The organism is Treponema parvum, assembly GCF_017893945.1.
Taxonomy (GTDB): Bacteria; Spirochaetota; Spirochaetia; order Treponematales; family Treponemataceae; genus Treponema_D; species Treponema_D parvum_A.
Genome location: NZ_CP054257.1, coordinates 1,129,923 through 1,143,817, shown reverse-complemented (window position 1 = coordinate 1,143,817; position 13,895 = coordinate 1,129,923). Strand labels below are relative to the sequence as shown.

15 protein-coding genes are annotated in these 13,895 nt (G+C 44.7%); 6 read left to right on the top strand and 9 right to left on the bottom strand.

The genetic code is table 11. The features are described from left to right. Positions 1 to 8: 8 nt before the first annotated feature. From fliD to tsaB, 6 genes are all read left to right on the top strand, one after another. Entirely contained in the window at positions 9 to 2,081 is a 2,073-nt protein-coding gene (gene fliD, locus HRI96_RS05110) for a flagellar filament capping protein FliD (protein ID WP_210118433.1), read from the top strand. A 21-nt stretch (positions 2,082 to 2,102) separates the two neighbouring features. Further along, positions 2,103 to 2,696: a hypothetical protein gene (locus tag HRI96_RS05105; RefSeq protein ID WP_210118432.1), complete on the top strand. Its 594-nt coding sequence runs from the start codon at positions 2,103 to 2,105 to the stop codon at positions 2,694 to 2,696. Between the two features lie 7 nt (positions 2,697 to 2,703). After that, positions 2,704 to 3,810: a PilZ domain-containing protein gene (locus HRI96_RS05100; RefSeq protein WP_210118431.1), complete on the top strand. Its 1,107-nt coding sequence runs from the start codon at positions 2,704 to 2,706 to the stop codon at positions 3,808 to 3,810. Positions 3,811 to 3,879: 69 nt separating this feature from the next. Further along, positions 3,880 to 4,140 carry a hypothetical protein gene (locus HRI96_RS05095; RefSeq protein ID WP_210118430.1) on the top strand — a complete coding sequence of 87 codons (261 nt, stop codon included), beginning with the start codon at positions 3,880 to 3,882 and terminating at the stop codon, positions 4,138 to 4,140. Next, a complete protein-coding gene (tsaE, locus tag HRI96_RS05090; protein ID WP_210118623.1) occupies positions 4,140 to 4,571 on the top strand; it encodes a tRNA (adenosine(37)-N6)-threonylcarbamoyltransferase complex ATPase subunit type 1 TsaE in 432 nt (143 codons plus the stop codon). Before HRI96_RS05095 ends, tsaE begins: the two co-directional genes overlap by 1 nt. Beyond that, positions 4,534 to 5,253: a tRNA (adenosine(37)-N6)-threonylcarbamoyltransferase complex dimerization subunit type 1 TsaB gene (tsaB, locus tag HRI96_RS05085; RefSeq protein ID WP_210118429.1), complete on the top strand. Its 720-nt coding sequence runs from the start codon at positions 4,534 to 4,536 to the stop codon at positions 5,251 to 5,253. Before tsaE ends, tsaB begins: the two co-directional genes overlap by 38 nt. A gap of 137 nt (positions 5,254 to 5,390) precedes the next feature. On the opposite strand, the gene csrA is transcribed toward tsaB, so the two are convergent. The 9 genes from csrA to HRI96_RS05040 form a co-directional block, all read right to left on the bottom strand. Beyond that, positions 5,391 to 5,618, bottom strand: a complete 228-nt coding sequence (csrA, locus tag HRI96_RS05080; RefSeq protein ID WP_210118428.1) for a carbon storage regulator CsrA — start codon at positions 5,616 to 5,618, stop codon at positions 5,391 to 5,393. Beyond that, the gene (fliW, locus tag HRI96_RS05075; RefSeq protein ID WP_210118427.1) at positions 5,612 to 6,061 is read right to left on the bottom strand and encodes a flagellar assembly protein FliW; all 450 of its coding nucleotides are present in this window, start codon (positions 6,059 to 6,061) and stop codon (positions 5,612 to 5,614) included. The genes csrA and fliW overlap by 7 nt, the downstream gene beginning before the upstream one ends. 34 nt (positions 6,062 to 6,095) lie before the next feature. Then, a complete protein-coding gene (locus HRI96_RS05070) occupies positions 6,096 to 7,340 on the bottom strand; it encodes a flagellar hook-associated protein 3 (protein WP_210118426.1) in 1,245 nt (414 codons plus the stop codon). 97 nt (positions 7,341 to 7,437) lie between these two features. Continuing rightward, positions 7,438 to 9,309 carry a flagellar hook-associated protein FlgK gene (gene flgK, locus HRI96_RS05065; RefSeq protein WP_210118425.1) on the bottom strand — a complete coding sequence of 624 codons (1,872 nt, stop codon included), beginning with the start codon at positions 9,307 to 9,309 and terminating at the stop codon, positions 7,438 to 7,440. Positions 9,310 to 9,320: 11 nt separating this feature from the next. Next, positions 9,321 to 9,764, bottom strand: coding sequence for a hypothetical protein (locus tag HRI96_RS05060; protein WP_210118424.1), 444 nt, complete (start codon positions 9,762 to 9,764; stop codon positions 9,321 to 9,323). A 65-nt stretch (positions 9,765 to 9,829) separates the two neighbouring features. Beyond that, positions 9,830 to 10,774: an AraC family transcriptional regulator gene (locus HRI96_RS05055; RefSeq protein ID WP_210118423.1), complete on the bottom strand. Its 945-nt coding sequence runs from the start codon at positions 10,772 to 10,774 to the stop codon at positions 9,830 to 9,832. A 63-nt stretch (positions 10,775 to 10,837) separates the two neighbouring features. Beyond that, positions 10,838 to 11,566, bottom strand: a complete 729-nt coding sequence (locus tag HRI96_RS05050) for an SDR family NAD(P)-dependent oxidoreductase (protein WP_210118422.1) — start codon at positions 11,564 to 11,566, stop codon at positions 10,838 to 10,840. 17 nt (positions 11,567 to 11,583) lie between these two features. Beyond that, positions 11,584 to 12,513: an RraA family protein gene (locus tag HRI96_RS05045; RefSeq protein ID WP_210118421.1), complete on the bottom strand. Its 930-nt coding sequence runs from the start codon at positions 12,511 to 12,513 to the stop codon at positions 11,584 to 11,586. Positions 12,514 to 12,536: 23 nt separating this feature from the next. Then, positions 12,537 to 13,874, bottom strand: a complete 1,338-nt coding sequence (locus tag HRI96_RS05040) for a mandelate racemase/muconate lactonizing enzyme family protein (RefSeq protein WP_256729303.1) — start codon at positions 13,872 to 13,874, stop codon at positions 12,537 to 12,539. Positions 13,875 to 13,895 lie beyond the last annotated feature (21 nt).

Sequence of the window (13,895 nt, the reverse complement as noted above, 5' to 3'; positions counted from 1 at the left end):
ACTAAACTATGGCCGGAATAAACATACCTGGTATATCGGATCAGTACAAGACAAACGATCTTGTAGAAAGCCTTATGAAAGTCGAGAGGATCCCTCTTACAAGAGAGAAGGAGAATCTCGACAATTATAAGGAGCAGCAAAGTGCGTGGCGGAGCGTTAATTCCGACATGTCTTCTCTGCGAACCAGCGTAAAATCGCTGTATTCTTTCGATAATCCCTTTAACAATAAACTCACCTCCTCTACCGACGAATATGCCGTAACCGCAACTGCAAACCGCGACGCGGAATACGAATCGTTTAAAATCGATGTGATCACTCCCGCCACTGCCGACAGGTTTATGTCTTCCGAAATTGCTAAAGACTATATAGTTCCCGGCGGTAAATACACGTTTACGGTAAACGATAAAAAAGTTTCTTTTAAATGGAACGGAGGAAAAATTTCGGACTTTGTTTCTTCGCTGAACAAAAGGGGAAACTCCGTTATAAAGGCCGATACGGTAGGCATGAACAACGGCAAAATTTCGCTTTTAATAGAGTCCCTAAAAACAGGCGCGGTAAATCATTTGGAATTTAACGACGATGCCTTAACATTTGCAAAATCCGTAAACATAATAGGACCTGTAAAACCCGAAGCTACTCTGTTCGGAAAGCAAAACAGCGAACTGAAAGACGTGGGAAATTTGAATCCTCCGCTCGAAGAGCAGGAAGGCCTGCCCGATATTTCAAACAAAAAAGTTTATGCGGGCGAAAAAGGAACTACGGTTCCTCCCAGAAGCGGATTTTCCGTAGAGCTTCCTCAAAAATTTAAAGCCGATTCCGTCATCGCTTTTACCGTGGAAACGGCACCCGTCGTCGATGTCACAATCGAAATAAATGAAAATTTAAGCAGACCTTCACTGCCCGACGCAGGCGAAGCGGAATTTCAAGGTATTACCGTACAAAACGAACCGTCGGAAACCGCCCTGCCCTCTCCGGAGTTTACGGGCCCTATAGAGCCCGTGGAAGACAGGAATTTCGTGTACGTCCGTCTTGCCGACGGAACCGAGCGGCTTGCCGACAAAATATCCTTATCCACCGACGAAAACACCGGTTTGTTGTCCGTTTCGCTAAATTCTGCAGATTATCAGGGCGTAGAAGCCGTAGTGATACGAAACAGAAATACGGGACAGGAACTTATCGTTTCGCCGTTTTCAGTCTATGAGCGCAAAACCGCATCCGGTTTTGCGCCTTTAAACGCGGTTTCTACCGCAGGGGATGCGGAAATAAAATATGAGGGAATAACCATTCGCAGAGCGGAAAATTCCATTGACGACGTAGTTCCCAACGTCACCCTCAACATAAAAAACCCGACAAAGGAAACTGCGATTATCACCGTAAAACCCGACAAAGACGCGGCAAAAAACGCGCTCATAGAGTTCGTAGGCAAATACAATAAGACTATAGCCGACATAAACATACTTTCACAAAACAAGCCTGAAATAATCGACGAATTGGAATATCTGACGGACAGTGAAAAAGAAGAAAAGCAAAAACAGCTCGGCCTGTTTTTCAGCGATTTTTCGCTTGCAAACGTTAAAAACCAGCTGCAGACTATAATTTCTTCTCAGTACAGGTACTCCGAAACGGCGGAAATAACCATGCTGGATCAGATCGGCATTTCGACAAACGCGGCGGGCGGCGCTACCGGTTATTCTCCGGGAAGGCTCCGCGGCTACCTTGAAATCGACGAAAAAAAATTGGACAGCAATATCGAAAACAACCTTGAATCGATAAAAAGTATTTTCGGCTACGATACGGACGGCGACCTCATAGTGGATGCCGGTATAGGCTACGCCTTGGATCGCCAGCTTACCGCTTACGTACAATCCGGCGGCATACTTGCAAATAAGACAAGTTCGCTCGACCGGCAGATAAAATCCTCGGAAACAAAGATCGCCCGCCTTGAAACGCAGTTAAACGCAAAGGAATCGGAATTAAAACAAAAATACGGACAGATGGAAAGCTCTCTAAACAGCCTTGAAAATCAGCAGCGGAGCATATCTAATTTTTCGAACAACATGAACAAAAACAGATCTCAATAGAGTAAAACAAAGGCAGGTAAGATGGATTTTTACATAAACGGCAAATTGATAGGCGTAACTCTCGAAGACGAAAAGACGGTGGGAGACGTTTTACGCTCCTTTGCAAAAACCTGCGAAGAAAACAAGGCCGCTACGGTAGCGATAAACCTTGACGGCAAAAATATTCCGGCGGAAAATTTTGACGAAATCGCCGTGCAGCCTTTAAAACCCGATACGAGACTTGAATTAACCGTAATTTCAGAATATGATGTTATAGAATCTTTATCGTCTTTAAAAAAGCCGTTCACAGACATGCAAAAGGACATAATGGAAATTCCTGTGCTCTTGCAAAAGGGAGAAGATCCTAAAGCGCATAAGATAATAACCGCGCTTGCAGACCTAATAGATCAATTTTGCCACGCGGCAAGTTTTTCCGCCCTTTTTCCGGAGAGATTTAATGTGTTTAAGATCGGTACGAAAACTCTGCAAGATTTTTTTGAAGATTTCTCTAAAATTTTAGGCGATTTTAAAAATGCACTTGAAGCGAAAGACACCGTCACGATAGGGGATATTGCGGAATATGAAATTTGTCCAAGGATCGCAGATATGGCGGAAGCCTTGAGCGCAATTCAATAGGAGCCACATGAATAATTGGGCTGCAGTACCTGGCTCGCCTTTGCTTGCGCGCCAGAATGTTACGCAATGGGCAGGTGTTATTTTTCTCGGCTTGGCTGTTATCGGCCTTTTGCTTTTGTTGGCCGTCTTATTAAGGATTTTAAAAAGGCATTCGTCGCCCGAATGGGCTTCAAAACAGCAAAACGCGCCCACAAAGCTCAAAAACGTAAACGCCGTAGTTCTTAAGTACGACCTCTCAAAAGATGAAAAAAATTTATTGTGGGATATGTGCCGCGTACAAGCTGCGCCGAACATCGAATACCTCATACACTCTCCTGAAAAGCTTACGGACTTATTCAAAAAACACTATTCATATCTTAAAGAAAAAAAAGCCGGAGAAAAGGAAATAGCGCTGCTGTACATCCTCATATACAAACTTGAGCAAGCGTACGTTATTTCACGGGAGATAAAATCTTCAAAAAACATTCCGGACGGGGTTGAATTGGTCTATATCGACGACCACAAACGGAAATTTCTTTTAAAGCTTGTAAATCATGACAAAGACGCGCTTTACGTTCAAGTTCCGCCGCTTTTTAAGGATCAAGAGGCAAGACCCAAAGAGCTTCAAAAGATAAAGATAATGTTTATGCTGCAGGGAAACGCACAGTATGAAATGCACGCGCGTATCATACGTTATCAGACTACAACCGACGGAACATTCCAAATGCTGCTTACTCATTCGAACGATTTGACGCGGCTCGCCCGCAGGGGAACAAAGCGGCTGTCATTTAACAGGGACTGTTATTTTTCGTCCGTAAAGGTGGAAGCGAAAAATAACGGAAAATCCGGCGAAATTCTTTATATTCCCGATGAAAAGCGCATTCAAGGGTTTTTAACGAATATTTCGGCAGAAGGATGCGCGATGAGCGCGGCCGTTGCCGTAGAAAAGGATCAATACATCGGACTTGAAATCGGAGAGATAAATTCCTTTAAAATCGAAAGAGTGATAGGTTTGGTTCGCGATGTTGAAAAAGCTCCCGACAGAGCCGTATTTACACTCCATATAAAATTTATTAAAATTGCGCTCAAAGATCAGAACAGGATATGCGCATATATTTACAATTTTAACACATAAGGGCATCTTCCAAAGACAGAGGTTTTTCGAGGCTCCCATAAAATTAAATATCAGGATGTTTTAGCTACGATGGAAATTCTTGAACTACGGCAAATAAAACGCACGCAAGAAGAATTGTATTACAGGCGTAAATTCAGCGCAGAAGCGGCTGTTTCAGTCCCCAACTCGACGCTTGAGCTGCCCATACTTTTTACGATCGAAACCGGCCCCCTCGGCAACAAGGAAGTGGAGATCACTTTTTTAAAGGCTCCGGATTATCCTCTCATCCCGATAAAAAACGCCTTGTCACAGATGATCCTTACGATGGATTCGGAAGGAAAACTGCCCTGATTACGTTAAAAATAAACTCAAGCGAAGAAACGATAGAACTCGGTAAAAAAATCGCCTCATATTTAAAAAAAGGCGATATTATAGCATTGCAGGGGCCTCTCGCCGCGGGAAAGACAACGTTAACGAAGGGCATAGCGGAAGGTTTAAAAGTAAAGGATACCATAACCAGTCCCACGTTTTGCATTATTTCCGAATACGAAGGAAGCATGCCTCTGTACCACATGGACGTATACCGCTTGGACGGGGCGCAGGATTTTATAAACTTGGGCATTGACGATATGCTTTACGGAAACGGAGTGAGCATTATCGAATGGAGTGAAAAAATAATGGAAGAACTCCCTAAAAAGACGATCGTGATCCGCCTTAAACCTGAGGACGACGGAACTAGAACCGTTGAAATCGACAACTGGCCTTACGGAACCTTGGAATAAAAAGATGAAAGCCTTAGCCGTCGACTGTGCAAACAGAAAAATTTTTATAGCCGCTAAAAATGAAGATAAAACGGTAACCGCCGTATTCGATATAGCGATGAAGCAATCCGAAAATCTCCTTCCTGCGATAGACTACGTGCTTAAACAGACCGATCTTGAGAGCAAGTATCTTGATTATACGGTTTTGTGCAAGGGGCCTGGCTCTTTTACGGGACTGAGGCTCGGGATTTCGGCGTTAAAGGCTATTGAATTGGCGCACGATATTCCGATTTACGGAATTTCATCTCTTGAAACCTATGCGTACCCGTTCAGAGATCTTTCAAAAGTCATAGTCCCCGTTATAGACGCAAAACGGGACAGGTTTTATGCGGCCGCATACGAGGGTGAAAAAACGATCCTAAAAGAAGAAGATTATGAAGCAAAGGATCTTGCAGAAAGTCTTAAAAACTTTAAAAATTTACTCATTTGCGGGCCGGACTATGAGGCGTTTATTTTTGTTCTAAAAAATCTTCTGCCGGATTTTAAAGGTTCGATAAATCATATAAAAGGAAATATTCCTTCAACGGACAGTTTATTTGCCATTGCCGAAGAAATGATAGAAAAAAAACAAGCCCTGCTTGCGGACTACGAGGGACCTGAATATTTGCGATTAAGCGAAGCTGAAAAAAATCTTTCGGAATAAACCCGTACCCGGCTTTTCCAGCCGTATTGTGTCCGAACGAGGGCTACGGAACCTCGCCTTTAGTATCTCGTTTTCAAAACGCGCTATTTTCTTGAACACCGAAAGAATCGGAAAACCGTATTCACCGTACGGATTCGTCACTTTTTGAACAGTTTTGAAATTTCGTCCAAGGACTCGTTTTCGGGAGCGACGGCCGCCTTATTTTCACTCTGAATGGCGTCAAAAACCTCTTGGCGGAAAACTCTTATGTTTTTAGGAGCTTCTACTCCTATCTTTACTTGATCGCCGCGTACTTCAATAATCGTCAACGTGATGTCTTCGCCTATTTTGATCTTTTCGTCGATTTTTCGGGCAAGGATCAGCATTGGGCCTTTCCTCCCGACTTAAGAGCCTTTAAAATATCATACTTTGTAGTATATTTATCATTCGGAAGCACGATCTGCATACCTTTGCGGTTTTTACGGTTAATGATAAGCGGCCCTTGAAGATTTGCCGTAACGTGAGAACCGTGCGCGGGAACCGTCACTATGGCCATAACGCAGACGTCCGAAGGTTCTTTTAAATCTATTTTTTCAAGAATTCTATCGTCCGCGTCGACTTCATAATCGTTGCAGATAAGAAACGGATCTATGAGAAAAAAACAAAGCCCTTGTTCGTCAAGCGACTGCATCAATAGCAGAGGTTCGTATTGCGAATCTACCAAGGCATATTTTTTAAAATCTTCAAAACCGAACAGTCCGTCCGGTAAAGTGATCACGTGATCTTCGTCGACGGAAATGATCCCCATGCTCTTCGTTTTAACATCCATGTAAGCTTAACTCCAAATTATTTTGCTACAAGACTCATCTCATATAATTTAAAAGCGAATTTCTGTATAATTGCCCCGCCGTATGAAGAGTCGCTTGGTAAACATATTCCAACATCTTCATATCCGTAACGGCTTTTGTAAAATCAAGATCGCCTTCACGGGATATTTGCTGATCGACATTGAGAGCTGTCTGTGAATTGCGCATAACGTTTTGCTGCAAGCGCTCATATTCGGAGCCGGACTTTGCAAGCCGCGTAACAAGGTTTGAAATGCCGCCGTCGATCAAGCCTAGAGCGCGTCCGCCTATTGTTTCAGTATCGCCTGAAAGCATCGCGTCGCGCAAAGCGATAACGGCATCAAACATGGAACCGCCTGCTACGCGCACGTTATTGCCGATATTATACGGCGGTCTCTGACTTGAATCCTTTATTATGCCGAGTCCGCTCAAAACCTCGCCCTGTACGTCTTCAAGCCAAAGCTGATGAGGATCTGTGGTTACAAGGTTTAAACCGTTTGTCACAGGGTCGATGGAAGCTTTTACGGGAGCTCCGCTGTCGTTTATCTTTGAAATAAGAGCGTATACGTTATCTCCTGCGGAAATTTTAACTTGTGTCCCGTCGACGGAAATAACGCTGTCCGCATCGGCCTGCCAGCTTGAAAGATCCCGCCCGCCGTAAAGTTGCTGCTGTTCCGCCCAAAATACACGGTTACCCGCGCTGTCCGAAACTATGTACTTATTTTCATCGATTTCGATCTTATTCGTATCGATATTACCGTTATATCGTACGTTTGAAATAACAGGATCCGGATAGCCTTGAATACTGCCCATTTCAATATCAAACGGGGTTGTCTTCAGATTTGTTCCTGCAAAAAGCGAGTTACCGTCGGAACTTATGGCGTTTGCATTTTGGACAAGCTGTTGAAGCAATTCATCAACTTCCGACGCCATGTTTTTAAGATCGTCTTTTTGATAGACGCCGTTCGCACCGGTGACGGCAAGTTCTCTTATCCTTTGCATCATATCAAGGGAACTCGACATGTACCCTTCGCGTACGATATAGGCGTCGCTTAACGTTTGCGCATTTTTTTCAAAGTTATTTATACGCGTCCAATATGACTGATAACGTACCAGATGACCGGCAGCAATGGGATCGTCGCGCAACTGCTGTATGCGCTGCTGGCTTCCCATTTGATTATTCGCCTTATTTACGCGAGCCTCCTGGTTTCTTAGACTAAACTGCACCGAAGTGTTTGCCATATTTGAACTGATTCTACTCATTTATTCACCTCATAGAACGGCATACAAGGAAATTCCGGTTTCCTAACGCCGTTTTTGTGCGCGCTTTACGCGCAATTCGATAAAATTTGCACGAATCCTATACGCCGAGCCTGTTTATGATCGTATCAAGCATTTCATCCACTACGGTTACATACTTTGCAGCCGCGTTGTACCCGTGCTGGAATTTCATTATATCTGCCAGCTCTTCGTCAATATTCACTCCGCTTATTGAATCCCTGAGATTTCTCAAATCGGCCATAAGAGCGTTTTGACTTAAAAGATTTGTTTCCGCCTGTTCGCCCTTTAAACCTACGTTCGTGACGGAGTCCGCAAAGTAATCGTCAAGCGTTCTGAGCCGCCCGATCATAATCGGAGTGTTTCTTATCGCGGCAATATCCACAGCGGCCTTTCCGTCGCCGAGATTCATCATTCCGGCGGCGTCGGGATAAGCTGCGGCGACGCCCATGACGTCGTTGCGTAAGACTTTATTTATTTCAATATATGCCGCGGGATTTAAGACAGGCGACACCGCAATCTGTGCGCCGTTAAGAGCGTTTACTGCATCCGCTTGAGCAAAGTCATATGCGTTCTCTTCTCCGCTTCCATTTAAAATTCCCGCGTAACCCGACAGGAAAAAACCGGAATCTTCAACGTGGCGAATGACAAAATCAGGAAGTTCTACATCCTGCGCGGGCGTGGCTTTTAAAACGAGGGCGTTATTTCTATCCAAATAAGCCTTTACTTCTCCCGTACTGTCGTTTATGCGGTTTATTAATTTTTCAACAGTATCCGTCGCATAGTACGGAACTTGTACGTTCCCGTCCTGACCGGAAAGAGTTATAACGCCTTCAAGACCTATATTGTCCTGAGCGTCCAGAGCGTTTGTTCCCGTAAAGCGAAATACGTAAGTGCTGTCAAAGTTACCGTCGCCAGTAGAGTCGTAGTTTCCGTTTACGTTCGTGACAAAGGGCTGCTGTACAAAAAAGTCCTGGCCCGTAACCCCGTTAGCGCCTATCGCGTTTCTATGGATGTCGTTCACAAGGTCTGCAAAATTCAGCGTCATCGTATTAAGACTTTGAATTTCATTTCTTACGTCAACGTCGCGCAATTCGATAAGAGCGCCCAGCGTGCCGCCCGTAAAGAAGGCGTTGTTTCCGGTATCTTTCCACACAACTTTAGAATAACCGTTGTTGTCGATAACGGATTGAACGTCAAAATTTCTTGCGACGGATCCCTGTACAAGGATTTGTCCGTCGACGTGGATCATAAATTCGTCTTTATCGCGTTGATCGCTTGTAATATTTACAAGGGCGGACAATTTTTCAACTAAAAGATCGCGGCGGTCGAGCAGATCGTTCGGGTTGTCTCCCATGGCTCGCGAACGTACTATTTCACCGTTCAAATTTGCAATTTGATTTGCAAAATTATTTACTTGTTTTACGGTAGCTTCGATATCGCCGTTTAAAAGATTCCCGATTCCGGCGAGCGAAGCCCATCTTTGATGAATGGATTCCGTGAGGGTTTCTCCGCGCGTTACGACGGCTTGCCTGGCAGCTTGACTTTCAGGATGAACGGAAAGTTCCTGCCAAGCTTGCCAAAACTTATCCATATTGCTGCGTATTGAAACATCGGCAGGTTCGTTATAGATCTGTTCGAGCATCACGTAATATTTTTCGCGCGTAGCCCAATAGGATTCCTGATTTGCCTGTGCGGTAATACGCTGATCAAGCATTTCGTCACGCAGACGGTTTATGCTCTGTGCTGCCGCCCCCTGCCCTATCTGGCCGGGAACTTCCGCTCGGCTTAGATCCGGCCTGTAAATCGGATCAAACGCCTTTATTTCAACCCGCTGCCTGGAATATCCTTCAGTGCCCGCGTTGGTGATATTGTGTCCTGCAGTAGTGATCGACTGATTATGAGCGTTAAGGCTCCTTTTTCCTATTTCAATTCCTGCGAATGATGATGCCATAGTCTACCGCCTTAAAATAACTTATTTACGACAACGCTTTCGGGACTCGGATGTATTATATTTCCCTTGCGTGAATAAAGAGTGTTGCGCCTTTGCGGGACTACCGTATCAAGCACACCGCGTATAAAACCTCGTACGGAATTTACGTAGTTTCCGAGAGTATTGTTTTCAATCTTGGATTTTATAAGTTTTCCGCGTATCTGAGTTACGGCGGGAATTTGACTTTTCAATTCTTCCGGTGAAAGCGAAGACGAAAGGAATTCTCTTTGCTTATCCAAGGCTACAAAAACCGCAGATTTTTTTTGAATCAATTCGATATTGTCCTGAAGAACCTTCCAGTCTTTTACTTTTACGGCTTCGCGTATTTTTACTTGAGCTGAAATAATGGAATCAAGGATAAGATTCTGACTTTTAAGTATATCGGTAATTTCAAGCGTTTTTTCCATTTCTGTCATTTGCACTTCTCCGTTATCATTATCGGCATAAAAAAAAACGGCTTTATAAAAAAATCTGAGAACTTCTAATTTAACGGTTCTTGATGAAATGCTTTTTTTCTGTAATCTTTCGGAGACAATCCGGTTATTCGCTTAAAAACCCTATTGAAATTTGTAAGCGAATTAAAACCACATTCAAGGCTTATATTGAGTATGAGATCTTCCGTGGCGGTTAACATCTGCCTTGCGCAATTGATGCGCTTTGAAAGTATATAATCCCAAAGGGTAAATCCGTTTAATTTTTTAAACAAAAATGATAAGTATGAAGGACTCATATTTGCATCGAACGCAACGCTTTCCAATGTAACCGGTTCGGCATAGTGATCGTCGACATAGCGCATAACCTGTTCTATCGTCCGTCGCTTTTCAGCCCTGATCGTAAAACCGTCCGGCAAACCGTTTGCCGCTTTATATTCCCGCGCCATCATGACAAGAATCGAAATGAGCCTTGTTTTTATCATCAAACCGTATCCTGTCGACCGAACGGTAAATTCCGTAACTATATGTTCGATTTCCTGCCTGATGCGTTTTCCGATTTCATTATCGCTTGAAATTCTATGATTAAAAGCGGTATCCGTTCCTACGGATATTTCATACATATATGAAAAATTTTCAAGTTCGCTGTTCGGTGACCAAATAAAATCCGGTATGAATTGTATTCCGGTGCAAATACAATTCGCTCCCTTTTTCATATCGACAATACTGTGTTGCTCGTTACTGCGCAAAATAAAAATATCGCCGGGACAAATATCATATCGCTTTTTCCCTATGACATACGTTCCGTAGCAGTCGTCGCCGAACATATCTATTTCAACTGCAAGATGAGAATGTCTGACTTCTTCACGTTGCCTGGGATCGAGGCGATTGTAATACAGACGTACCGTATGTCGATTATTCCCTTGCGACGGCAGCTCCATTTCAAGAAATCGATGAGAATCAAAGCCCGGTGCAGCGCTGAATACATCTGTCATTGTTTTTCTCCTGCCTGCGTCATAAAAAACGTATATGATGCAAGACGGACATAGTAAATTCGCCTACAAACTCATGCCGCCGTCAACACAGATCGAAGCCCCTGTTATATATGAGCCTTCTTCCGATGCGAGAAGCAAACACACGCCACTGCAATCGTCGGCTGAGCCCATACGTCCGAGCGGAATCTTTTCAAGCACTTTCGCCAAATATGCGCCATCTTCCGCGACGGCGGCATTCCGCGGAGTCGCCATTGCACCGGGCAGTACATTATTGACAGTAACGTTATTGTGCGCAACTTGCTTAGCGACATTTTTTACGAGATTATCCATGCCGGCTTTAGAAGCGGCATAGACCGCCATATCTTTATGCGGAACAAGCTGCTGTACGCTGCCTATAGTGATAACCCTTCCCCATTTTTGCGATTCCATAAACGGAACATATTTTTGCATCAGTGAAAGCGTACTCAGCAGATTGACGCGCATCTGCACTTCAAATTCCTCGGCAGTAATGATCTTCCATGGATTTCTGTATTGTACCGATGCATTCAAAATTAAAACGTCGACATCGCCGGTACGCGCATACATAGTCTCCGCGCAGTCCGCTTCGGATAAATCGGCCCAGACGGCTTTACAGCTCATACCCGTTTCACAAGCGATGCGTTCGGTTTTTTCCCGCTTTGAACCGTGAATCCATACGTCTGCGCCCGCTTCTGAAAATTTCATCGCAATGCATTTTCCGATACCCTGCGTCGAACCGGTGACAAGGACTTTTTTCCCTTTTACGTCAAACATCTGTTTTCTCCTGCCGATCATAGCGACGACTGCATATCGCTTCCCGCTTTATCGGCAAGCTCGTATTCCGCGCTCCAATCCAAATGGCGGTAATTCTTGCCTTTCGGATCATTTTTAATAAAATCGACAAGGAGGTCAAGCATTTCAGCCGACCATACGTTCTTATCTATCTGCGCAGTCGTAAATCTGTTCTGCGTAATCATTTCAAAACCGAAAATATCTTTGATCTGCGTCTTTGCACCGCCGTCTACAACATCGGCGACAAGCTGAGGCGGAATAAAAAGAACGCCTCCGCTGCAACCGTACACTACATCGCCCGGTAAACAGATCGCAGCCGAACGTCCGCTTCCGAGCCGTGCAGGTACATTAAAACCCGTAAGCACAAAGTCACGGATGGGAGTCGGATCTATGCCGCGATAATATACTTGTATGTCTTGAATCTTATGCATCTGTTCAACGTCGCGTATGCCGCCCCAGATAACGGCGCCGCCCGTACCCGTCTTTTGCTTTATCGCAGTTGAAAGATTTCCTCCGACAAAGGTACCCTTGAATATCTTATCATACATATCGATTACGATAACGTCCCGCGAACAAAGAGAATCCAGCACCCACTGGTTCGGAGTACCCGTCAATCCCTGTGCGACTGCAGATGTCATCATGGCTTCGTAATAATCGGGGCGCGTCGGAGCGTACACGGCAGTAACGGCGCGGCCGATAAGTTTTTTATTCACCGAACCGTCTTCTTTAAATTCGGGATGAATCGATTTCATGGCGACAAACTGATTTTCATATCCTTTAATAAAAATCGGTTTCCAAAGTTCTTCAAGCGTCATTCCGTAAAGAGCATCGAGATACGAATCCGCCACTTTCGGCCGACCGTCGGAAAAACGTTCCCCTTTCCATGCCGCTGTCATGGAAATTATATCTTCTCTATTATTAAAATGCATGTACATGCTCCGGATTATTAAATTCAGCTCCAAATTCTATCGTTTGAAAATTCCGTGTTCCAACACGACGTATCTTCCCAAATACCGGGAATATCGCGATTAACGTGTTCTTTTAGAACGGCGTCGTTTAACGATTCTATACCGAGACCCGGCGTATCCGGAACGCGGATAAATCCGTCTTGAATAAGTGGCTTAGGTAAACCGTTTACCATATCCTGCCACCACGCCACCTTTACCGAATGATATTCCAGAGCAAGAATAAACTGCACTGCAGCGGCGGCATGAACGGCTGCCATACAAGCCACAGGACTTTCCGCCATATGAATCGCAAGCGCCACGCCGTTTTCCGCAGCAATGTCGCCGATTTTTTTAAGTTCAAGTATACCGCCGCACGTCAGTATGTCGGGATGAATAACGGACACTCCGCCCGATTTAATAATTTTTTCAAAATCTTCCTTTAAATAAATATCTTCTCCCGTACAGATCGGTACCGTTGCGGCATTTCTCAAGCGAACGTAACTCTCAGTCCACATCCACGGGATCAGGTCTTCCGCCCACGCAAGGTTGTATTTTTCCATACGCTTTAAAAACCGTAGTATCGATTCTTCACATACATGTCCGAAGTGGTCGATCGCGAGCGGTACTTCATACCCTATAACTTCACGCACCTGCTTTACGTATTCTTCAAGAATATCGAGTCCTTTTTCGGTAATTTGGATGCCGGTCATCGCATGCGGCGTCGTAACGATTTGATAACTTTTTTGTCTGTGTACCATTTCTGCGGTAACGGATCCGTCCTGAACGTTAAGCAAGTGCGGCGTATATTTTTTCATATCGTCGATGCTTCCGAGCGGAGCCGTAATGCAGCCCGGTTCGTCGAGCAGCAAACCGATTCCGAGATCCATTTTCAAAAACGTAAATCCCATCTCCATGCGTTTTTTAAGCTCAAGCCCCATATCGTGCCCGCTGTGTTTTCCGTCCACATCGGTATCGCAGTACACTCTGATTTTGTCGCGGAATTTACCGCCGAGCAGCTGATATACGGGGACGCCCCACGCTTTTCCGGCAATATCCCACAGCGCAATTTCGATACCGCTGACACCGCCGCCCTGCCGCGAGTGACCGCCGAACTGTTTAATCTTTCTGAAAATTCTGTCCACATCGCACGGATTTTCCCCCAGAATCCGCGACTTCAGCATAAGCGCGAATGTTTTACTCGCAGCGTCGCGTACTTCACCGTAACCTTCGATACCCTGATTCGTCAGTATCTTAAGCAGCGTACACCGCTTCGGCGCTCCGTCTATGTCGATACACCGCATATCGGTAATTTTTAGCGTACGCGGATCGATTTTATTGTTCATCTTCATACTCCTATCATTATT